We start from the raw sequence: 21159 nt of genomic DNA on the forward strand, positions 1-21159 counted from the left end.
CTTTTTCTGCAGCCTCAAAACATTCCGCCGGATCGCTACCCGGTACGAAAAAACTGACGAGAGCTACCGCGCTATGATCAATCTCGCGGCCTTGAAAATCGCTATGCGCTAATGTCCACAGGCCTTAATAATTTCGACCTGTCATTTGAATATTACCCCAAGCCGGGCACCACGTTCCATGTGGCGCCATTCTACAAGCGGTTGACCAATCTGCCGATCTTCTCGCTGACGCAGCGACAGGCAACAGTCGTTTTCACAGATGGCACCACACAAACGGTTAATGCCTCCGCGTCCGACTATATCAATTCTCCCAAGGCCGCGACGGTCAAGGGTGTAGAGGTCGGTGGACGCATGTTCTTTGACATGTTGCCTGGATTACTGAGCGGTTTTGGCTTCGAGGGCAACTACACCTTCATCAAGAGCAAGAATCCGGGGGATTTGTATCGTGATATCAACGGCGTCATCCGCAACGATGCGCCGCTGGTTGGATTGTCAAAGCATAACTTCAACGCAACGCTGCTTTACGAGCGCAAGTCTGTTTCGGCCCGCATTTCTTATTCGTGGCGATCGAAATATCTGCAAACGACGAACAGCAACGGGACCAATCCGTCTTATCCGTTCTACAGTGGCCCCGGCACGGTCAGCAATGTAAACGGTAGCACCAACGCTACCCAGATTGCATTGCCGATTTACGGCGACAATTATGGGCAATTGGAGGCCGGTGTACGCTTCAAGGTTACCGAAAACTTTTCGTACAGCATCCAGGGGACAAACCTGACCAATTCGACGCAACGCACGTTGCAGGGCGGATATCCCGGCGGCAATTTGTACGGGCGTAGTTGGTTCCAGAGTGACCGCCGTTTGAACATGGGCATCAACCTGGCATTTTGATAGTGATGATGGCACCTGTCGGTCGGCGACCGACAGGTGCTCGCAGGTGGAAAGCCGATGAAAAAGCGTATTCTGATCGTGGGTGGCGGTACGGCCGGGTGGCTGGCCGCAGGCTATCTTGCCAAGCGACTTGGCGCAGATTTGCCGGGGGGCATCGCCATCACTCTGGTTGAATCGCGCGACATCGGCATTTTGGGTGTTGGCGAAGGCACTTTTCCGACGATCCGCCGTACCTTGCAAACGATCGGTATTGACGAAGCGGAACTGATCCGCCGTTGTGGCGCGAGCTTCAAACAGGGTGCCAAATTTGTCCATTGGCGTCACACGCCTGGTACGCCAGGCCATGATCATTACTCCCACCCTTTTCAGACGGCGGAATCGCCAAGAGGACTGGAACTGCTTCCTTATTGGCTGATGGGTGTGGGCGGTCCAGACAATTGGGACGAGGTATGCGGCCCACAAAAAAAGGCGGCGGATGCGCATCGCGCACCAAAGCTGGCGCAGCACCCAGACTATGACGGCCCGCTCAATTATGCCTTCCATTTCGACGCGGTGACGCTGGCTGCGATGCTGCGCGACCAGGGCATCGCAAATGGCGTGACCCATCTGGTCGATCTCGTTACCGAAGTGATGCTGGCCGAGGATGGCGCAATCGCTGGAGTGCGGACGCAGGCGAATGGCGTGCTCGATGCCGATCTATATGTCGACTGCACTGGTTTTCGTGCCGAACTGATCGGCAAGGCGCAGGGCGTGCCATGGCGGTCGTGCCGCGACGTGCTGTTTTGCGACACTGCGCTGGCAATGCAGGTGCCCTATGCCGACGCGCAGGCACCAATTGCGTCCTACACCATCTCGACCGCGCAGGATGCTGGCTGGATCTGGGATATCGGACTCGATACCCGGCGCGGCACCGGCCACGTCTTTTCGTCTGCCCATACCGATGATGCCACCGCGGAGGCGCGGCTGCGCGCTTATATTGGCCCCGCCGCCGAAAAGCTCGAATGTCGCAAATTCCGGTTCGATGGCGGCTATCGCGAAATCAACTGGCACAAGAACTGCGTTGCGATCGGCTTGTCGAGTGGCTTTTTCGAGCCATTGGAGGCGACCGGCATTGTCTTTGCGGAGGTCGCCGCCGGGATGTTGGCCAACCTGTTCCCCTGGAGCGGCGATTATGAAACGTCGGCGCGCCAGTTCAATGTCATCATGCGCAAGCGCTATGAACGTGCGCTCGACTTCATCAAGCTGCATTATTGCATTTCTCAACGACGCGATTCCGATTTCTGGAACGACAATGTCGCGGCCACCTCGGTACCCGGCAGTCTCCACGAATTGTTAGACCGCTGGCGTTTCCGTCCGCCGACCGAGATCGATATCAATACGCAGATCGACATTTTCTCTGAAGCGAGTTGGCAATATGTGCTGTACGGCATGGGCTGGAAAACAGACCTGTCGGCGCGCGCCGGGGTGTATCGCTTCCATGACGATGCACGCCGAGCCTTTGCCGAAGCTCGGCGTCAGGCTGATTATGCCATCGACAACCTGCCATCCAATCGCGATCTTGTGAATTGGGCACAAACGCGCGGCTTTGGCCCGCAAGGGCGCGCGGCATGACCGGCCCCATTCGGCGCGTGGTGATTGTTGGCGGCGGGACCGCGGGCTGGATGACAGCGGCGGCGATGGAGCGACTGACCGACGCGGGCATGTCGGTGACGCTTGTGGAATCGGAGGAAATCGGCACCGTCGGAGTGGGCGAGGCAACAATCCCCTCGATCCTTGATTTCAACCGCTGGATTGGCATTGACGAAGATGCGTTCGTTCGCGCGACCGGCGCGACGTTCAAGCTGGGTATCGAGTTTGTCGACTGGGCGCGCAAGGGCGATCGCTACCTGCATCCGTTTGGCATACTCGGCCGCGACGTTCAGGGTGTGAAGTTCCACCAGCTATGGCTGCGCCAGTCGCGGCTGACCGGCGCGGAGGCGGATGTTGGCGCGCTGGACGACTATTGCCTTTCGGCGGTAGCGGCACGGCTGGGCCGATTTACCAGGCCGAACGCGAACCCGGCATCGGTATTGTCATCCTTATCCTATGCCTTTCATTTCGACGCCTCGCTCTATGCGCGTTTCTTGCGCGGCATTGCAGAGGAGCGTGGCGTGGTGCGGCGCGAAGGGCGGATTGAGCGCGTCGATATCGATCCCGAAAACGGTTTCGTCCGTGCGGTGATCCTGGCGACCGGGGAGCGTATAGAAGGCGATCTGTTTATCGATTGCAGTGGCTTTCGCGCATTGCTGATCGGTGATGCGCTGGGCGTTCCCTATGTCAGCTGGCAACACTGGTTGCCGTGCGACCGTGCAGTGGCAGTGCCCAGTACATCGCCGGGTGCGCCTCTACCCTATACACGCGCCAGTGCGGAGGATGCGGGCTGGCGCTGGCGGATCCCACTGCAACACCGCGTCGGCAATGGCCATGTTTATGCCAGCGCCTTTACCAGCGACGAGGCCGCGGCGCAGGCGGTGCTGGCCGGACTGGACGGACCCGCGCTTGCCGAACCAAGCCAGTTGCGGTTTACAGCGGGCGTGCGCGAACGGCTTTGGGAACGCAATTGCATCGCGATCGGTCTGTCTGGCGGCTTCCTCGAACCACTTGAATCGACCAGCATCCATTTGATCCAGTCCGGCATCTCGCGCCTGATGGCGCTGTTCCCCGGTGACATGGCGTCACCCGTCGAACAGACCCAATATAATCGCCTGATGCGTACCGAATATGAGCAGGTCCGCGATTTCATCATCCTCCATTATCATGCGACGACGCGCGATGATTCCGAATTTTGGAACCATTGCCGCACGATGACCGTGCCGACCACCCTGTCTGACAAGATCGCATTGTGGCGCGGGAGGGGGCGCGTGATCCGCGATCAGGGCGGACTGTTCACCGAAGATAGCTGGATCGCAGTATTGATGGGACAGGTTTTGCAGCCGGCGTCGCATGATCCGCTGGTAGAAGCGCTGCCCATCGAAGGGTCGGGCAATTTCCTGCGCCACTTGCGCGGTGTGATCAACCAGACCGCACAAGCCATGCCAACCCATGCCGATTTCATCGCGCAGAATTGCGCGAGCCCGCAAGCGGCGTAACCGCCGCTGATTCCCCGGATCGATACCCGATTGAGAGTTGTTCTATGACAGAGAAGTTCAGTCCCGCGTCCTGGCTCCGATGGATGGCGATCGCTGCGACATTCGGGATGGTGACCGTTGCTTCCATCATGGCCGTCGCGCAGGCGCGGACTATCACAGTCGATGTGTCACATGCCGGTGCACCGCTCGATCGCGCATTTGACCTGTCGGTCGGATCCGATTTTGCCGGCACGCTCGCCCGACCCGACAGTCTGGCGCAACTGAAAACAGCAGTGGATGAACTGGGCTTTCGCTATGTTCGTTTCCATGCGCCGTTCCACGATGCGTTGGGCACGGTGAAGGTCAAGGACGGAAATATCGTCTATGACTGGACCGAACTCGACCGGCTGTTCGACGCCCTGCTCGCGCGCCGCATCAAGCCCTTTGTTGAACTGGGCTTCACGCCCGAAGCGATGGCGACGTCGAAGCTGACAATCTTCTACTGGAAGGGCAACACCTCTCATCCCAAGCCGAAGGAATGGGCGGCGTTGGTCGATGCGTTCGTCCGCCATGTGCAGATGCGCTATGGCAAGGACGAGGTGCGCAGCTGGTTCTTTGAAGTGTGGAACGAGCCCAATCTCGATGGCTTCTGGGAAACGGCCGATCAGCAGGCCTATTTCGAGCTTTATGAAAGCAGTGCGCGGACGATCAAGGCGATCGACCCGGCGCTGCGTGCCGGCGGTCCGGCGACGGCGGGGGCGGCATGGGTGCCGGAATTTCTGGCGCGCGCGACCGAGCGCGGCATCCCGGTCGATTTCATCACCACGCACAGCTATGGGGTCGATGGAGGCTTCCTGGATGAAATGGGGCAGGACGACAATAAATTGTCGACCAACCCCGATGCGATCATTGCGGATGTCCGCAAGGTGCGCGGTGAGATTGACGCGACGCCGTTCAGGGGTATTCCGCTCTATATTACCGAGTGGAGCTCCAGTTACAATCCGCGCGATCCGGCCCATGACAGCTATATCAGCGCTGCCTATATCCTGACCAAATTGCGTGGCGTGCGCGGGTTGGCGCAGGGAATGAGTTATTGGACCTATAGCGACCTGTTCGAGGAAGCCGGGCCGCCGCCAACGCCGTTTCATGGCGGTTTTGGTTTGATGAATCGTGAAGGGATTCGCAAACCGGCCTGGTTCGCGTATAAATATCTCCACGCGCTGCAAGGCGGCGAAATTGCCACAGGCGACGCTTCGGCGATTGCCACAACGGATCGCGATGCAACCAACGTGCTGTTGTGGAACTGGCAACAGCCGGTGCAGGGTACCAGCAACCGGCCGTTTTTCACCAAAATTCTGCCCGCTACCAGCGGCCCCGCGACGACGCTGCGCTTTGCCGGCCTTAAACCGGGCAGCTATCGCGTGACGCTGCGTCGTACCGGATACCGTGCCAACGACGCGCACACTCGCTATCTCGAAATGGGGTCGCCCGCGACCATTGATGCCAGGCAAGTCGCAGAATTGCAGGCGCTGACCCGCGACCTGCCTGAAACAAGCCGCATCGTGCGGATCGGCCGCAACGGACATTATGCGCTCACCGTGTCGATGCGCAGCAACGACGTCGTACTGGCGACTATCGAACCCGCTGGACGGACCCGCAAATGAGCGAGAAGCCGATGAACCCGACCCGCCGCCAGACCCTTGCTCTCGCGCTTGGGGGAGCCGCGTTGCCGGTGGCGGCGCGCGCTGCATCGCAACCGGGGGAGGCAAGGCCTTGCTCCGCGCCTGTCCCGCAGTGGCGAACCGGGATCGAAGGGCAGCGTCGCGCCGATCTGGGCGATGGGCGCTACCTCAACCCCGTGCTCGGCGGTGACCATCCCGATCCCACCGTGTTGAAGGATGGCGCGGATTATTACGCAGCTTTCTCCTCCTTCCTTTATTATCCCGGCGTACCGATCTGGCACTCACGCGATCTGGTCAACTGGGCGCCGGTTACCACCGCATTGACGACCAATATCGGCACGGTGTGGGCGCTGGACATTGCCAAGCATGGCGGGCGCTATTTCATCTATATCCCGGTGCTTTCGCCCGATGGCGATGCGCGTCCGCTGCGGACCTATGTGATCCACGCCCCGTCGATGCGCGGGCCGTGGAGCGAGCCGATCGACATGCACATCGATAATTTGATCGATCCTGGCCATGCCGTGGGCGAGGATGGCAAGCGTTACCTGTTCTTCAACGGCGGCAAACGGGTGCGCCTGCGCGATGATGGGCTGGCCGCCGATGGCCCGATAGAGCATGTCTATAATGGCTGGCCGATCCCCGACGACTGGATCATCGAAGGCTTTGCGATGGAGGGGCCGAAAATCCTGCGCAAGGGCGGCTATTTCTTTCAGTTTGTTGCGCAAGGGGGCACCGCCGGTCCGCCGACCAGCCATATGGTCACCGTGGCGCGATCAAAATCGATCGATGGTCCGTGGGAAAATTGCCCGCACAATCCGATCGTCCGCACCGCTGATCGCGATGAACCCTGGTGGTCGCGTGGCCACGCTACCGCCGTTGAGGGGCCGGATGGGCGCTGGTGGTTGATCTATCATGGCTATGAAAATGGGTTTCGGACGCTTGGACGGCAAATGCTGCTCGAACCAATTGAGTGGACGGCGGATGGCTGGCCCAAGGCCACCGGGGGCGATCTGTCGCGGGCCATGGCGATGCCAGGACGAGGAGGAGGGCAGAGCGGGCAGGCTTTGTCCGGCTTCGGCCCCGAGGCGATCGGCAACAAGCTGACTTTTTTTTCGCCGATTGGTGATTATCGCAAGCGGGCACAGATTGAGGCGGGCAGGTTGACCCTGACAGGACAGGGTAGCGGGCCAGCCGATTGTTCACCGTTGCTGTTCGTTGCCGGTGACCGTTCTTATGAAATTCGCGTCGAAGTCGAGCTGGAGGGCGAGGCAGAGGCTGGGCTGCTGCTATTCTATAACGAAAAGCTGTTTTGTGGTCTTGGTCTGGCGAAGGATCGTTTTCAGGCCTATCGCATCGGCCAGCGCGAGCGCTGGCCCGAAGGCGCACCGACAAGCGCCCGGCGCGTCCATTTGCGGTTGGTCAATGATGAGAATGTCGTCACCTTTTACCATAGCCTCAATGGCGTGACGTGGACAAAGGAACGATCCTTTGAGGTCGCCGGCTATAACCACAATGTCGCCGATGGCTTTTTGAGCCTCAGGCCCGGCCTGTACGCGGCGGGCAATGGACGAGCGATGTTCAGGGCGTTGACATATCATGCCTGAATCGCCGCGCCTGCTGGGAATCTGCGACGGTCTGTCCGTGTGGAACAAGGCAGTGCATCTTCAAGCTGACACAGGCGGTTGCGGGTTCGCGGGAACAGGCTGACCCAGGCTCAGGTCGTCGGCCGCCGCCTGCCACCCCGCCCGTAACTTGGATCGACCTTTTCGGTCTTGCCCTCCTTGGCGGCCTTCTCGCCAAATAATGGCTGGCCATGTTCGGTCGTCAGGTCCGACAGATAGCCCGCTTGCTTGATCCCCTTCTTGCGCATGGCCACCCCGGTCAGGCAGGCGTGCATGATGAAGTTGGCGTTCAAGGCGCTGCGATAGGTCGGGTCCAGCACCGGGGCGAGTTCGACGATCTCGAAACCGACCAGTTCATTTTCCGCGCACAGCCGCCGCACGATCGGGATCGCTTCGCGCATCGTCAGCCCGCCCGGAACCGGGGTGCCGGTGCCGGGGATGAAGGCGGGGTCCAGTACATCGACGTCGAAGGAGATGAAGATCTTCTTGCCGCTCTCGCGCGCTTCCTTCAGCGCCCGCTCCATGGTGGCGGCCCAGCCACTTTTCTCGATTTCCGGCATCGCATGATAACGCACGCCATTGTCGCGCATCCATTCAAAGCCTTCCTTTTCCGGCCACGGCCCGCGCAGGCCGACCTGGATATAGTTTTTGCCCTGCACATGGCCTTCCTTGACCGCGCGATAGACCGGGGCGCCATGGGTAATGAAATGGACTCCGCCCTTGCCCGCGTCATAGTGGGAATCGAAATGGACGACGCCGAAGCTGCCCTTGCCATGGACATCGGCCAGTCCGGCGACGTCGCTATATTCCAGACTATGGTCGCCCCCGACGATGAAGGGCAGCGCGCCGGTACGGGCGATCTCCGCCACCCGTTCACGCACATGGGCGACGGAGCGTTCGGTCGACATATTGTCGATGGCGATGTCGCCATAATCGACGATCTTCAGTTCCTTGGAAGGATCGACCATGGTGAACATATCGATGCCGCCCGCTCCATATTGGGTGCGCATCGCCGATGGTCCGCCCTTCGCTCCGCGATAGCCAGACCCCATGTCGAGCGGCGCGCCGACGATGGCTACGTCTACTTTGCCAGCAACCAGATCTTCCGGGAAGATGGCGACCGGCGCCCCGGCAAAGGTCGCAATGCCGCCGCCATAGACGCCGCCACCGCCCATGCCGTGGGCATAATAGCTCAAGGAAAATGGCCCGGCCTCGCGCTTGGGGTCCAGCCCATCAGGGCGGCGCAGCTTCCAACCGTTGAAATTCTCATTCTCGGTGTCGAGCGGTATGGCGGCCATATCGGTCTTGGCGTTGAACTTGGACGCCTCGACCGCCGCCATCATCCCTTCGATATAGGCGTCGATTTCCTGTGGCGTCTTGGTTTGCAACCGCTCGAACAATTTGTCGTAGGAGCCGGCAAACATTTCGGCCGGGTCGGAAATCAGGAAATCGCGCTTGGCCTTGGACAATCCCTTGATCTTGGCTTCCAGCGCGGCGGGAATGGCGGGCTTGTCCGATTGCGCGATCACCGCCGCCGATGAAATCACTGTCGCGGCGAGCAGCGCGCCCAGCGCCATGCGTTTGAAAGTCATGCTGTCCTGTCCCCCGATGCCTGTTTCAGGGCGAAGGCTAGGCGGCGACCCGCGCGCGACCAATGGGGCGATTGACGTAGCCTGTTTTTCGTTGCGCCTTGCCCCTGAACCGACTGGACAGATGCCTGCCGTTTGGCCTCTAATAGGCGCAATATAGTCGAAGGTGGGCAAGATGGCGATCAGTCTGACGGTGAATGGCAAGAAGCGGCAGGTGGAGGGCGATCCGGCCAAGCCCTTGCTCTGGGTATTGCGCGAGGATCTTGATCTGGTCGGCACCAAATTCGGGTGCGGCGCGGGCCTGTGCGGGGCGTGCACCGTGCATGTCGATGGGCAGGCGGTGCGATCCTGCCAGACGCTGCTGGGGGATGTGAAGGATGCGGCGATCACCACGATCGAGGGTGCGGCTGTAACCGATGTCGGCAAGCGCGTCGCCGCCAGCTGGATCGCGCAGGACGTGCCGCAATGCGGCTATTGCCAGGCCGGGCAGATCATGAGCGCAACCGCGCTGCTCAGCCAGACGCCCAAGCCGACCGACGAGGATATTGACGCTGCCATGATGGGTAACCTCTGTCGCTGCTCCACCTATGTCCGCATCCGCGCCGCGATCAAGGCAGCCGCAGCATGAGCGCCGCGACCCTCACCCGTCGGGGCTTCATCGCCGCCTCGCTGATGGCTGGCGGCGGTCTGCTGTTCGACCTGGCCGTGCCGATGGCGCAGGCGGCGGACGGCACGCCCGTCATCCTCAACGCCTTCATCCGCATCCTGCCCGACAATCGCGTCATCATCGGCGCGAAAAATGCCGAGATCGGCCAGGGTACCAAGACGATGCTGCCGATGCTGATCGCCGAGGAACTGGACGTCGACTGGACGCAGGTCACGGTCGAACAGACCCATGCCGACGTCAAGATTTTCGGCGGCCAGAGCGCAGGCGGCAGCCGTACCACCGCGCGCGAATGGTTGCCCACGCGACAGGCGGGCGCGGCAGCGCGCGCCATGCTGGTGGCAGCGGCAGCGGCGCAGTGGGGCGTATCGGCGGACACGCTGACGACGGCCAGCGGCAGGGTGACCGACCCCCAATCGGGCAAGTCGGTCGCCTATGCCGCACTGGCGGCCGCGGCGGCGAAGCTGTCCGCGCCCGATCCTGCGACGCTTAAGCTGAAAGACCCGGCGCGCTTCAGCATCATCGGCCAGTCGATCGGCGGGGTCGACACGCCCGCCATCGTCGCGGGCAAGCCGCTGTTCGGCATCGATTTCAAGCTGCCCGATATGCTTTATGCCGTGCTGGAAACCTGCCCGGCCTTTGGCGGTACGTTCAAATCGGCCAATCTGGACGCGGTGCGCGCGCTGCCCGGCATCGCCCATGTGCTGACGATCAAGGGCGATGGCACGCCCGAATCCGGCTTTGACGGCGTCGCCATCCTCGCCAAAAGCTGGTGGACCGCCAATCAGGCGCGCGAAACACTGAAAGTCGAATGGGACGACAGCGCGGTCACCGGTTTTTCGACGCAGGGCTATGCGACGCAGGCGGCCACCCGTGCGAAGGGCAAGGCGGACGCTGACATCCTGCGCACCGGCAATATCGATGCCGCCTTCGCCTCGGCTGGCAAGGTCGTGGCCGCCGACTACCGCTATCCTTTCCTCGCCCATGCGACGCTGGAGCCGCAAAATTGCACTGCCCTGTTCAAGGATGGCGCGATCGAAATCTGGGCGCCGACCCAGAATCCCGAAAGCGGGCGCGGACTGGTCGCCACGGCGCTCAACCTGCCGCCGGAGAAGATCCGCATCAATTTTTCGCGCATCGGCGGCGGCTTCGGGCGGCGGCTGATGAACGACTATATGGTGCAGGCGTCGCTTGTCGCCGCGCAGGTGCCGGGCGTGCCGGTCAAACTGCTGTTCACCCGCGCCGACGACATGCGGCGCGACTTTTATCGGCCGGCGGGCTGGCACGGCTTCCGCGCCGCGCTCGACAAGGGTGGCGCGCTGATCGCCTTCCATGATCATTTCATCACCTTCGCCAAAGACGGCAAGCCGGTGCGCTCGGCCGAATTGTCGCCGGGCGAACTGCCAGCGGGCCTTGTCGATACTGTGCTGCTGGAACAGAGTTTCCTTTCGACCAACATGCCCACCGGCTGGCTGCGCGCGCCCGGCTCCAACGCGCTGGCCTTTGTCTATCAGGCGTTCCTGGACGAGATCGCGGCGGCAGCGGGCAAGGATTTGCCCACGCTCATGCTCGAACTCTTGTCCAAAGCCGCGCAAGTCAACCAGGGTGCCAATCGCCCCCCGCTGGTCACCGCGCGGGCCAAGGGCGTGATCGAAAAGGCGCTGACCATGGGCGATTGGGCGAACCGCAAGGCGCTGCCCAAAGGGCAGGGCAAGGGTTTTGCCTTCTATTACAGCCATGCGGGCTATTTTGCCGAAGTGCTGGAGGTCGAGGTCGCCGACGGCGTGCCGAAGGTCAAGAATGTCTGGGTTGCAGGCGATGTCGGCAGCCAGATCATCAACCCCATCAATGCGCTGCATCAGGTGCAGGGATCGGTGATTGAAGGGCTGGGGCAGGCGCTGGCCGGACAGGCGATCACCCAAGTCGCAGGCGCGATCGAGCAAGCCAATTTCGATACTCACCCGCTCCAGCGCATCCCCGACACACCGGTCATCCATGTAGAATTCGTCAAGACCGACTATCCGCCCACCGGCCTTGGCGAACCCGCGCTTCCCCCGGTCATCCCGGCGCTGGTCAACGCCATCCACGCCGCGACCGGCAAGCGCATAAGATCACTGCCGGTGACGGCGGAGATGCTGGCCTGAAAGCCCCTTCGCCCCGCGGAGGAGAAGGATACGAAGCCTTGGTGCCGTAGGCACCTGGGCGAAGTTGGAAGAGGGGAATCGACGCTGATGGGGTACGCGTCGTGAGGTCAGAACACCCTCTCACAGCTACGACTAAGGCAGCAAGCTGCCAGGTCTCCGCAGCCCCCTCCCTCATGGGAGAGGGGGCAAAGATGCGTTTTTCTTCATCCCCCTTCCAAAGTAGGATTTCCGCTGTTCTACCTCGTCGGATGAACCAACAAGCCGCCATGTCGCCGTCCCGACACCAGCTGTGGCTTTACCCTCGCGCCGCGGAGACCCTGACCCATGCGTCATTTGACGTAGGGGGACGCATTCAGCGCCTCGTCATAACCTGCATCTACGCCCGCTTACCGGGCGCATGTGAAAGGGTGTTGCGCTGATGCGCCGACTGGTTGCCATGCTGCGCGGGATCGCCGCCCGCGATCCGTTCATCGTCTTTCTGGGCGCGGCGGGTGCGATTTTCCTGCTCTACTGGGCGGTCAGCGCCCGGCGCGAGACGATTGATGTGCCACGATCGGTGCAGCAAAGCCTGTCCGACGATTATGCGATGATGGCGGGCAAGGCGCCCGACGCCGCCGCCAAAGCCAAGCTGATCCACGATTATGTCGCCGACGAACTGTTGTTTCGCGAAGCGGTGGATCGCGGGATGCACATGACCGACAAGACGACCAAGCAGCGGCTGATCGACCGCGTCCGCTTCCTGATCGCAGGCGCGCCACCCGAACCGGGCGAGGACGCGCTGATCGGCTATTATGCCACCCATCGTGACCTCTACCGCGCCGAACCGCGCCTGTCGCTTACCCATGTATTTTTCGAGAAAGCCCCGGTGGACGCCCCGGCGCTGCTGGCGCGGCTGCAATCGGGCGGTACGGTGAAGGGCGATGATTTCTGGATGGGGCATGACTTGCCCGATTATGGCGTGTCGATGCTGCGCGGCATGTTTGGCGCGCCCTTCCTCGATGCGCTCAACAAGGCGCAGACCGGCACCTGGATCGGCCCGCTCCGTTCGACCCGCGGCTGGCATTTCGCGCGAGTGCGGGACCGGGGCGCGGCGGCGATGCTGCCCTATCTGGCGGTGCGCGATCAGGTGAAGCAGGATTATCTGGCAGCGGAAACCGGCGCGCTGGTGGACAAGGAAGTCGCGCGGCTGGAGGAACGCTATCATATTCGGGTGGAACCATAATATGCTGGCCCGCACGTTCTGGCTGATCATCATGCTGCTGGGCCTTGCTGCCCCGGCGCAGGCGGACGTGTTCCGCGTCGGCGACTATAATATCCAGCCGGGCATCGACCCCGGCAGCTTTGATTTGAGTGCGTCCATCCCGTCAATATTGGCCAGCAACGCCCCGCTCGGCCTGCCTGCCGGGTGCCGCGAAACCGTGCGCGAGCGGCTGAATGAGGCTACCGTCACCCGCTACGCCATCGGCATCGCCTGCGATCGTCCGATCGCGCCCGATGATGCGATCGTCACCCCCTGGGCGGTCGATGGCGGCACCTTCCTTTCCACCGCCACCGGCACCCGCGTCCAACAGGCGCTCCAGCCGGACGGCGACACCCTGTCGCTGCCGATTGGCGCAGTCGCCGCGCGCGAACGGGCGCTGCCGGATATTGCGGTCGATTATACATGGGAGGGGATCGTTCACATCCTTGGCGGCTGGGACCATCTGGCTTTCGTCCTGTGCCTTTGCCTGCTGGCGCGCGGACATTTCCTGCTGCTGCTCGTCACCACCTTCACCATCGGCCATTCGCTCAGCCTGGCGCTGGCCTTTTTCGATGTCGTCACAATGCCGGTGCCGCCGGTCGAGGCGGTAATCGCGCTTTCCATCGCCTTCATGGCGCGGGAGGCGATCCGCACCCGCGACGATGGGCTTCCCGACCGCGCCAAGCAACGACGCCAACTGGCGGTGGTGGCGAGCTTCGGACTGCTCCACGGCCTTGGCTTTGCGACCGTGCTGCGCGAACTGGGCGTCGCGCCGCAGGAACGGTTGCCGGGCCTGCTCTTCTTCAACGGCGGGGTCGAGCTGGGGCAGTTGTTCTTCGTCGGTTGCGTGCTGGGCGTCATGCAACTGGCCGGAATTTTCGACCGGCAGCAGATGGTGCGGCAGGCGGCGCTCTATGGCGCCGGGATTGTCGGCTGCTTCTGGATGATCGAGCGGGTGGTGGGCTTCACCATGGGCGCAGCATGAGCCTGGAGGCGCGCGCGCGCGCGGCGCTGGCACGCGGCGATCTGACGCAGGCGGCGCAGGCGGCGCAGCAACTCGCAATGGCGCAGCCCGACCAGCCCGCCGGCTTCTTTCTGCTGGGGTTGGCGGCAGCGGAAGCCGGACAAGTGGCCAAGGCGCTGCCGATGCTGGAGCAGGCGGTGGCGCGCGGGCCGGTGGCAGAACATCTGGCGCAATATGCCCGTCTGCTGATCCTGCTGCGCCGCGATGGCGAAGCAGGGCAGGCGGCGCGGCAGGCGCTGGCGCTGGGCGGGGCGGATGCGCTGACGTCCGACACGATAGGATGCGTGCTGGCGCGGCTGGGCGATCATGAAGCGTCGGTGCAACCGTTCGAGGCGGCGGTGGCGGGCGAGCCGGACAATCTGGACTATCGCTATAATCTGGCCGCCGCCTGCGGCTTTACCGGCCGCGTGGCGGCAGCACGGGACCAGTATGAGGCGATATTGGCCGCCGATCCTGGCCATGCCCGCGCCCATTATGCGCTGGCCATCCTGTCGCGCCAGACCGAAGCTGCGAACCATGTCCCCCGGCTGGAGGCGGCATTGAGGGCGGCGACCCGGCCCGACGATGCACTGCGCATCCGCTATGCACTGGCCAAGGAAGCGGAGGATATGGGCCATGCGGCCGCCGCCTTTGCCCATCTCAGCGAGGCCAATGCCGCCCACAAGCGCGCCATCGGCTATGATTTTGCGCAGGACGCCGCGATTTTCGATGCGATCGAGCGGCTGTTCGGCGACGGCCCACCGCGCGGGTGGGGCGAGGGGCTGGCGGAAATCGCGCCGCTCTTCATCGTCGGGATGCCGCGCACCGGCACGACATTGGTGGACAGGATATTATCCTCTCACCGCCAAGTCGGATCGGCAGGCGAATTGCAGGCGATGCCGCTGGCGGTGAAGCAACTGGCGGGGACAAGGTCGCGGCTGGTGATCGACCCCGAAACGATCGTCGCCAGCGCGGCGGCCGATCCGGCGGCGATCGGCCATGCCTATATGGCGCGCGCCAGCCATCATCGCCCGCCGGGCAAGGCCCGCTTCATCGACAAACTGCCTGCCAATTTTCTCTATATGGGCCATATCCTGTATGCCCTGCCGCATGCACGGATCGTCTGCCTGCGTCGTCACCCGATGGACACTTTGTGGAGCAATTATAAAAACCTCTTCGCCAGCCAGTCGGCCTATTATGCCTATAGCTACGACCTGATGGACATTGCCCGCTATTATGCGCGCTTCGACCGGTTGATGGCGCTGTGGGAGCGGCTGTTTCCCGGTCGGGTGCTGCAACTTTCCTATGAAGCGCTGGTCGCCGATCAAGAGGGGCAGACGCGACATCTGTTGGCCCATTGCGGGCTGGAATGGGATGCGGCCTGCCTGTCCTTCCACGAAAATAGCACGGCCGTTGCTACGCCGAGCGCCGCGCAGGTCCGCAGGCCGATCAACGCCGATGCCGTGGCACGCTGGAAAGCGCATGAGGCGGCGCTGGCCCCGGTGCGCGATTGGCTGGGGAGCCAGGGGATCGGGGTGGATTGAAGAACAGGTGCCCTCCAATGTGGAGGGCACCTGTATGGATCAGAACCTGACCCGGCTTTCGATGCCGACGACGCGGGGTTGCGCGATCGATTGCGCATAGCCGCGATAGATGACACCATCGTTCACCAGACCATAGCGGGTCAGGTCGTTACCGATCCCGGTGATGGCATATTTGTCGAAGATGTTATTGGCGAACAGGCCAATTTCATAAACGTCGGTCTTGTAGCTGATATTCGCCCGGCTCATCGTGTAGGATGGAATACGCTCGCCACCGCCGCGCAGGCCCGGTCGGCTGTAGATGCCGCCCGAATAGGTGGTCGTCCAGCCCAGAACCAGCGCGTTGTCGCCCATCGGCATTTCATAGGTCACGCCGATAGCGCCGCTATTCTTGGTCGAACCAGGCAGGCGGTCACCCGCAAACACATCGACCAGATCGCCGCCCTGGACCGAAAGAAGCGCAGGCACGTCCTCGGTCAGCTTGGCGTCGAGATAGCTGTAATTGCCCCGGATGCTCAGCCCCTCAATCGGTCGGGCGTCGAACGAGAAATCGATCCCCTTGGATTCCGCCGCGCCGCCATTGGTGATGATCCCAATCGCGCCGTTGACGGTCTGGCCATCCAACTGGATGCCGTTCCATTTGATTTTGAACGCTGAGAGGCTCATCGACAATTTGCGATCGAACAGTTGCGCCCTCACACCAATTTCCGCATTTTTCACCTTGTCCGGGCCATAGAATAGCTCGTTTTCCAACGCACAGAGATTCTGGCCAGCGGGGAGCGGGAGGACGCATGGGGCGACGCGGTTTACGCCGCCAATACGATAGCCTTTCGAGTAAGTGCCCCAGACCATCAGGTCCGGCGTGATGTTGTAGGAGCTGTTGAATTTCCAGACGGTACCGTCCTGACCCGTTGTACCAGCGCGCGAGCGGAAGTTGATGGCTGGGAAAGTCTGAAACAAGGGCAGCGCCGTGCCGCCAATGACATCGGCCTTATATTTGAAATAGCGTATGCCTGCGGTCACCTGCCACTCTGGGGTGATCTTGAAGCTGCCTTCGCCAAAGATCGCTTTTTCGTCGAGCTTGGTATTCACATATGACGCATATTCAACCTCGTCAGGCCGGTTGATACCCGCATAGGCCGGATAGCCCGGCACGATTTCGCGATAGTCGGAGTTGGTGCTCTGTCGGTTCCAGAAGCCGCCCAGTACCCAGCTGAACGGGCCACCATGGGTGGAAACGAGGCGGACTTCCTGATTATATTGTTCGTCGGTGCCGCGCGACCTTGTGTAGCCGGAGAAGGACGGGAACAGTTCATAATCATAATCAAGGTCAATCAGCAGATCGGTGACGTCGATCGAACTGCGCCGCTTCTTGTTGGTATAAGCCGAAACGAACACGACCTGCGCAACGTCGGCAATATTGCCCTGCATTTCGAGCGATATCAGGTGCGAGGTGCGCTTGGACGGTTCCTCCGAACGCCATGGGCCTTCATATTTGCCCTCGCCCACAACATTGCCGCCGGTCGCCTGACGACCGTTGGTCTTGGTCTGCTGGAAGGCGTAAGTGAAATAGGCCTCAAAGTCCGTGCCTACATAGCCCAACTGGTTGCGGCTGGTGAAGGTCTTTTCAAAGTTCAGATCCTTCTTGCCCGCGAAATTCGCGCTCTTGTCGGCGTCGCTGCCCATCGGGTTGTCGACGCCGCCCGGCTGGGGCAACGACACGCCCGGTTCCTTCAGCAGGAACGGATAATCGATGAAGCCGGGGTCATAATAATAGCCGGTAACGGTACGGAAGGCGATCGAATCCGCCACAATCGGTACATTGAGGACGCCATAGGCCACATAGCCCAGCCCCTTGCTGTGCGCGACGTCGTAGAGGCGACCATAGGCTTCGCCACTGAACTTGGTCGGATCGGGCCGGTTGGGCATGTAGCGGATCGCGCCCGCCAGCGTGCCCAGACCATAAAGCGTGCCCTGCGGCCCCAACAGGGTTTCTACGCGCTCCAGATCGATCAGCTTGTAATCGGTATAGAGCGGAACGTCGCCCAGATAGATGCCGATCGCGGTGTCGCTGTTGCCGCCGGTCGAGCTGGTGTCGCTGGCCGACAGACCGCGCATCACGATGTTGCCCGCGCCATACGGACCGGTATCGGTGATGGTGATGCCAGGCGTGAAGGCAGCGATGTCGCGAATATCGTCGATCCGCTCATTTGCCAGCTGCTCGGCACCGACGGCGGCGATATTGATCGGCGTCTCCATCAGCGTGGTGCTGCGCCGGGTGCCGGTAACGACGATGACGTCGCTGTCGGCTTCGGCGGCGGCGGGCGTGTCCTGCGCCAGCGCGGGTGCGGCAAAGGCCGCACCGGTCATCATCGTGGCTGACAGCAGTCCCAGCCTCAGCGTCTTGCGATATGACATGCTATTCCCCTTTTCCTGTCCAAAGACTCCCCGGCATCTTCCCCCTCCCTGCGTGCACCCGGCCGCCTTCAGGTGGCGGCCATGATGCTGTGGACGGCCGCAATGCCGCCTCGTGCTTTTCTGCTATGCCAAGAGGCTATGGACTGCGCAGGCAGTCAGACATGGGGCATTTGACGTAGCCTGTTCGTCTGTCAGGGTGGCCTGCCATCCTACGTCAAATGCCCCATGGGGGGCGGCACGTTGGCCGCATAGCTTTCAGGGATCGGGGGGCGTTTACCCTTTCCCTGCCAACAGCCTTATGCCTGCGCCGCGCGGGCCGGAGACGATGATGCCTTCTTTGACCGCCGTTACAGGATGGAGCATGGCCGGGATCGCGGCCATCGGGGCCGTGCTGGCCGGGGACTTGCCCAACGCGGCCACGCCCGCGCCGCAAATGCCGGCCGAAGATGATATGGGCAAACCCAAGCCGCTGGAATTGCCCAAGGATGTAGAGGCGAAGCTGGCCGGGATCGACAAGGGGAAGATCGACTTCCTCAAAAGCGGCGTCACCGGGCGCTATGTCGAGAAGGACGCGCTGTTCGCGCGGATCCGCACCAGCAAAGCGGAAGAGATCAGCGCCTATATCGACGCGATGCAGGCGTTGCATGCGCAGGTAGAGTTTAAGGCCGGGCGCGATGTCGCCGCGATCCCGCTCGACACATCGTCGCCTTGGTTCAACGCTTGGAAGGCGAAGCGCCCCGCGACGTTGGACCCACGGCGTGAGGCCGGCCCGATGGAGCTGACCCGCTATATCGGTGGCTATGGCGGCGGCTTTGCGACCTTCGCCGGTGCGCCACTGGCGATGACGCCGGAGGATCTGAAGGCGGGCAAGGTGGATGTCGCCATCGTCGGTGCGCCGCTCGACATGGGGTCAGGCTGGCGCAACGCGATCGACGGGCCGCGCGCGATGCGGATGACCGGCGGTGCTGGCGGCAATGACATGTATTCGATGATCAACCCCAATGCCGCGCTGAAAGTCGTCGACTATGGCGACATCGCCATCGACCAGAACAGTACCGAACGCAGCGTCGATCATGTCCGCGCAATGGTGGCGGAGATCGCCCGCACCGGCGCGATCCCGATCGTCATCGGCGGCGACCATAGCCTTGAATATCCCAACGTTGCGGCGGCGGCCGATGTCCATGGCAAGGGCAATGTCGGCGTCATCCATTTCGACAGCCACTATGACATTGGCCGGGGCAGGGTGCATCTGCTCGATCATGGCCAACCGGTCTATCGCGTCATCAATGAAGGCCATGTCAGGGGCAGCGACTATATTCAGGTAGGGCTGCGCGCGCGCGGACCCGACCTCGAAACCTTTGGCTGGATGCGCAACAAGGGCATGAAATATCACACGATGGTCGAGGTGGAGAAATGGGGCTGGGACAAGGTGATGGCCAGGGCGCTGAAAGAAGCGCGCGCCAGCACCAAGAAATTGTGGATCAGCTTCGACGTCGATGTACTCGACCCCGCCTTCATGCCCGGCACCGGCACGCCGGTTCCCGGCGGCCTGACCATGCGGGAGGCCCAGCCGATCATGCGCAACCTGTGCGCCGAAAATGACATTGCGGGCATCGATATCGTCGAGGTCGCTCCCTATCTCGACACCAGCTACAAGACCGCGCTCAACAGCAATTTCCTGCTCAACGCCTGTCTGGCGGGCATCGCCATGCGCAAGAAGGGGTTGAAGTCCGGCTATCTCAATCCGGTGTCGGTCGATCATGGCCTGGACGCTTATTATGGGAAGAAGAACTGATGGCGCGCTCCGCTTTGCTGGCGCGTAGCGCTGCTCTTGCCCTGGCCCTTGCAAGCCTGTCCGGCCCCGCCATGGCGCAGGGCAGCGATACGCTGGCCAGCCTGTCGCCGGAGAAGAAGGCGTTTCTGTCCGACCCGGCGGTGCTGGCCCGCTTCGGCCTGACGGACGAGAAGTTGCAGGTGGCGCTGGCCGGACGATCGGCGGCCGATGTCGACGCCTATGCCAGCGCGCTGATGGCGGTGGTGGAGGACAGCCAATATAAGGCCGGGCGCGACCCGTCGGAGATTGCGCTCAATCCGCAGGCGCGCGGCTGGAACGCCAGCACGACGCTCCGCCCCAAACTGTTCGACAAGCGCCAGCGCGACGATGGCCCGTTCAGCCTGAAACGTTATCTGTTCCAGCGCGGTGCCGTGCCGACCTTCGCCGACGCACCGGTCGCGCTACGCAAGGAGGATCTGGTCGCGGGCAAGGTGGAGGTCGCCTTTGTCGGCGTACCGCTCGATTTCTCGTCGGGCTGGCGCGATGCCAAGCATGCGCCGATGGCGCTGCGCGGCATGGACGGGCTGGTGGGCGCGGATGCCGATGGCGGGGTCGATCCGGGCCTGCTGCTATCGATCGTCGACTATGGCGATCTGGCGATCGACCCGATGGCGCCCGAACGCAGCCTGCCCCATGTCCGCACGATGATTGCCGAGATGGCAAGTGTGGGTGTGGTGCCGTTCATCGTCGGGGGCGATCATGCGGTGATGTTTGCGGACGTAGCGGCGATGGTCGACACCTATGGCGCGGGCAAGGTGGCGCTGGTCCAGTTCGATGCCCATGCCGGTGCAGAGCTGAACGGCGATCATCTGATCTCCGACACGCAGACGCTGACCCGGCTGATGCAACAGAATTTGCTGCGTGGCAGCGACGTGACGCTGGTGGGTTTGCGCGGGCGCGACGCCGATCCGGCAACGCAGAAACGGCTGACCGACAGCGGCGCACGCATCCTGCCGACCGCTGCCATTCAGGCGCGCGGCTGGCAGGCGGTGACCAGCGACATATTGGCGGGGCTGAAACAGGGGCCGGAAAATGTCTTTATCTCGTTCGACATGAGCGTCCTTGATCCGGGCGATGCGCCGGCATCAGGCCGCCCGGTGCCTGGCGGCATCACCATGCGCGAAGCCATACCGATGGTACGGCAACTGTGCACACAGACCAAAGTGGTCGGCTTCGACCTGCTCGACGCCGCGCCGATTTTGGACCCGACCTATGTCAGCCGGATGAGCGCCAACTATATATTGCATGCCTGTCTCAGCGGTATCGCGCTGCGCAAGAAAGGCGCTGCGACGCCGGTTTCGGCCGATCGAAACGGGACGGAACGGACCGGCCGGAAAAAATCTTGATGTCTGTCCAGTTTCCCATGGCGGATTGTCAGGGGGCCATACGTCATTTGGGCAATGGCGCGCAGTGCGCGCCTGCCT

General features: G+C 62.2%; 14 protein-coding genes and 1 pseudogene. 13 read left to right on the plus strand and 2 right to left on the minus strand.

Translation table 11 applies throughout. The features are described 5' to 3' along the window. The 6 genes and pseudogenes from KRZ98_RS21215 to KRZ98_RS21240 all read left to right on the plus strand — a co-directional run. Window positions 1–112, plus strand: a pseudogene (locus tag KRZ98_RS21215) (IS5/IS1182 family transposase); the annotation flags it as partial. Then, entirely contained in the window at window positions 112–891 is a 780-nt protein-coding gene (locus KRZ98_RS21220) for a TonB-dependent receptor (protein WP_217675209.1), read from the plus strand. The pseudogene KRZ98_RS21215 and the gene KRZ98_RS21220, both read left to right, overlap by 1 nt. A gap of 57 nt (window positions 892–948) precedes the next feature. Continuing rightward, the gene (locus KRZ98_RS21225) at window positions 949–2502 is read left to right on the plus strand and encodes a tryptophan halogenase family protein (RefSeq protein ID WP_217675210.1); all 1554 of its coding nucleotides are present in this window, start codon (window positions 949–951) and stop codon (window positions 2500–2502) included. Then, on the plus strand, window positions 2499–4019 hold the full coding sequence (locus KRZ98_RS21230; protein ID WP_217675211.1) for a tryptophan halogenase family protein: 1521 nt from the start codon (window positions 2499–2501) through the stop codon (window positions 4017–4019). The genes KRZ98_RS21225 and KRZ98_RS21230 overlap by 4 nt, the downstream gene beginning before the upstream one ends. A gap of 44 nt (window positions 4020–4063) precedes the next feature. Continuing rightward, window positions 4064–5662, plus strand: coding sequence for a beta-xylosidase (locus tag KRZ98_RS21235; protein WP_217675212.1), 1599 nt, complete (start codon window positions 4064–4066; stop codon window positions 5660–5662). Next, entirely contained in the window at window positions 5659–7284 is a 1626-nt protein-coding gene (locus tag KRZ98_RS21240) for a family 43 glycosylhydrolase (protein ID WP_254798754.1), read from the plus strand. Before KRZ98_RS21235 ends, KRZ98_RS21240 begins: the two co-directional genes overlap by 4 nt. Window positions 7285–7394: 110 nt before the next feature. Here the strand turns inward: KRZ98_RS21240 and KRZ98_RS21245 are convergent, their stop codons facing one another. After that, complete coding sequence (locus tag KRZ98_RS21245; RefSeq protein ID WP_254798755.1) at window positions 7395–8894, minus strand: agmatinase family protein; 1500 nt, start codon at window positions 8892–8894, stop codon at window positions 7395–7397. A 172-nt stretch (window positions 8895–9066) separates the two neighbouring features. Here KRZ98_RS21245 and KRZ98_RS21250 point away from each other — a divergent pair, with 172 nt between their 5' ends. The 5 genes from KRZ98_RS21250 (at window position 9067) to KRZ98_RS21270 (ending at window position 15486) form a co-directional block, all read left to right on the plus strand. Beyond that, a complete protein-coding gene (locus KRZ98_RS21250) occupies window positions 9067–9519 on the plus strand; it encodes a (2Fe-2S)-binding protein (protein WP_217675213.1) in 453 nt (150 codons plus the stop codon). Beyond that, window positions 9516–11699: a xanthine dehydrogenase family protein molybdopterin-binding subunit gene (locus KRZ98_RS21255; RefSeq protein WP_217675214.1), complete on the plus strand. Its 2184-nt coding sequence runs from the start codon at window positions 9516–9518 to the stop codon at window positions 11697–11699. The genes KRZ98_RS21250 and KRZ98_RS21255 overlap by 4 nt, the downstream gene beginning before the upstream one ends. A 418-nt stretch (window positions 11700–12117) precedes the next feature. Then, window positions 12118–12921: a peptidyl-prolyl cis-trans isomerase gene (locus KRZ98_RS21260; RefSeq protein WP_217675215.1), complete on the plus strand. Its 804-nt coding sequence runs from the start codon at window positions 12118–12120 to the stop codon at window positions 12919–12921. A gap of 1 nt (window position 12922) precedes the next feature. After that, window positions 12923–13924 (plus strand): HupE/UreJ family protein, encoded by a 1002-nt coding sequence (locus tag KRZ98_RS21265; RefSeq protein WP_217675216.1) that lies wholly within the window; start codon window positions 12923–12925, stop codon window positions 13922–13924. Beyond that, a complete protein-coding gene (locus KRZ98_RS21270; protein ID WP_217675217.1) occupies window positions 13921–15486 on the plus strand; it encodes a sulfotransferase in 1566 nt (521 codons plus the stop codon). Before KRZ98_RS21265 ends, KRZ98_RS21270 begins: the two co-directional genes overlap by 4 nt. 39 nt (window positions 15487–15525) lie before the next feature. Here the strand turns inward: KRZ98_RS21270 and KRZ98_RS21275 are convergent, their stop codons facing one another. Continuing rightward, a complete protein-coding gene (locus KRZ98_RS21275) occupies window positions 15526–17901 on the minus strand; it encodes a TonB-dependent receptor (RefSeq protein WP_217675218.1) in 2376 nt (791 codons plus the stop codon). A 361-nt stretch (window positions 17902–18262) separates the two neighbouring features. Here KRZ98_RS21275 and KRZ98_RS21280 point away from each other — a divergent pair, with 361 nt between their 5' ends. After that, window positions 18263–19696, plus strand: coding sequence for an agmatinase family protein (locus tag KRZ98_RS21280; protein ID WP_217675219.1), 1434 nt, complete (start codon window positions 18263–18265; stop codon window positions 19694–19696). Then, window positions 19696–21081 (plus strand): agmatinase family protein, encoded by a 1386-nt coding sequence (locus tag KRZ98_RS21285; protein ID WP_217675220.1) that lies wholly within the window; start codon window positions 19696–19698, stop codon window positions 21079–21081. Before KRZ98_RS21280 ends, KRZ98_RS21285 begins: the two co-directional genes overlap by 1 nt. The last annotated feature ends 78 nt before the right edge of the window (window positions 21082–21159 follow it).

The sequence above is a fragment of the Sphingobium sp. AS12 genome (assembly GCF_019097845.1).
Taxonomy (GTDB): domain Bacteria; phylum Pseudomonadota; class Alphaproteobacteria; order Sphingomonadales; family Sphingomonadaceae; genus Sphingobium.

Coding starts and splice junctions, on each gene's coding strand:
- KRZ98_RS21220 (WP_217675209.1), top strand. CDS start 112: ATGTCCACAGGCCTTAATAATTTCGACCTGTCATTTGAATATTACCCC.
- KRZ98_RS21225 (WP_217675210.1), top strand. CDS start 949: ATGAAAAAGCGTATTCTGATCGTGGGTGGCGGTACGGCCGGGTGGCTG.
- KRZ98_RS21230 (WP_217675211.1), top strand. CDS start 2,499: ATGACCGGCCCCATTCGGCGCGTGGTGATTGTTGGCGGCGGGACCGCG.
- KRZ98_RS21235 (WP_217675212.1), top strand. CDS start 4,064: ATGACAGAGAAGTTCAGTCCCGCGTCCTGGCTCCGATGGATGGCGATC.
- KRZ98_RS21240 (WP_254798754.1), top strand. CDS start 5,659: ATGAGCGAGAAGCCGATGAACCCGACCCGCCGCCAGACCCTTGCTCTC.
- KRZ98_RS21245 (WP_254798755.1), bottom strand. CDS start 8,894: ATGACTTTCAAACGCATGGCGCTGGGCGCGCTGCTCGCCGCGACAGTG.
- KRZ98_RS21250 (WP_217675213.1), top strand. CDS start 9,067: ATGGCGATCAGTCTGACGGTGAATGGCAAGAAGCGGCAGGTGGAGGGC.
- KRZ98_RS21255 (WP_217675214.1), top strand. CDS start 9,516: ATGAGCGCCGCGACCCTCACCCGTCGGGGCTTCATCGCCGCCTCGCTG.
- KRZ98_RS21260 (WP_217675215.1), top strand. CDS start 12,118: ATGCGCCGACTGGTTGCCATGCTGCGCGGGATCGCCGCCCGCGATCCG.
- KRZ98_RS21265 (WP_217675216.1), top strand. CDS start 12,923: ATGCTGGCCCGCACGTTCTGGCTGATCATCATGCTGCTGGGCCTTGCT.
- KRZ98_RS21270 (WP_217675217.1), top strand. CDS start 13,921: ATGAGCCTGGAGGCGCGCGCGCGCGCGGCGCTGGCACGCGGCGATCTG.
- KRZ98_RS21275 (WP_217675218.1), bottom strand. CDS start 17,901: ATGTCATATCGCAAGACGCTGAGGCTGGGACTGCTGTCAGCCACGATG.
- KRZ98_RS21280 (WP_217675219.1), top strand. CDS start 18,263: ATGGCCGGGATCGCGGCCATCGGGGCCGTGCTGGCCGGGGACTTGCCC.
- KRZ98_RS21285 (WP_217675220.1), top strand. CDS start 19,696: ATGGCGCGCTCCGCTTTGCTGGCGCGTAGCGCTGCTCTTGCCCTGGCC.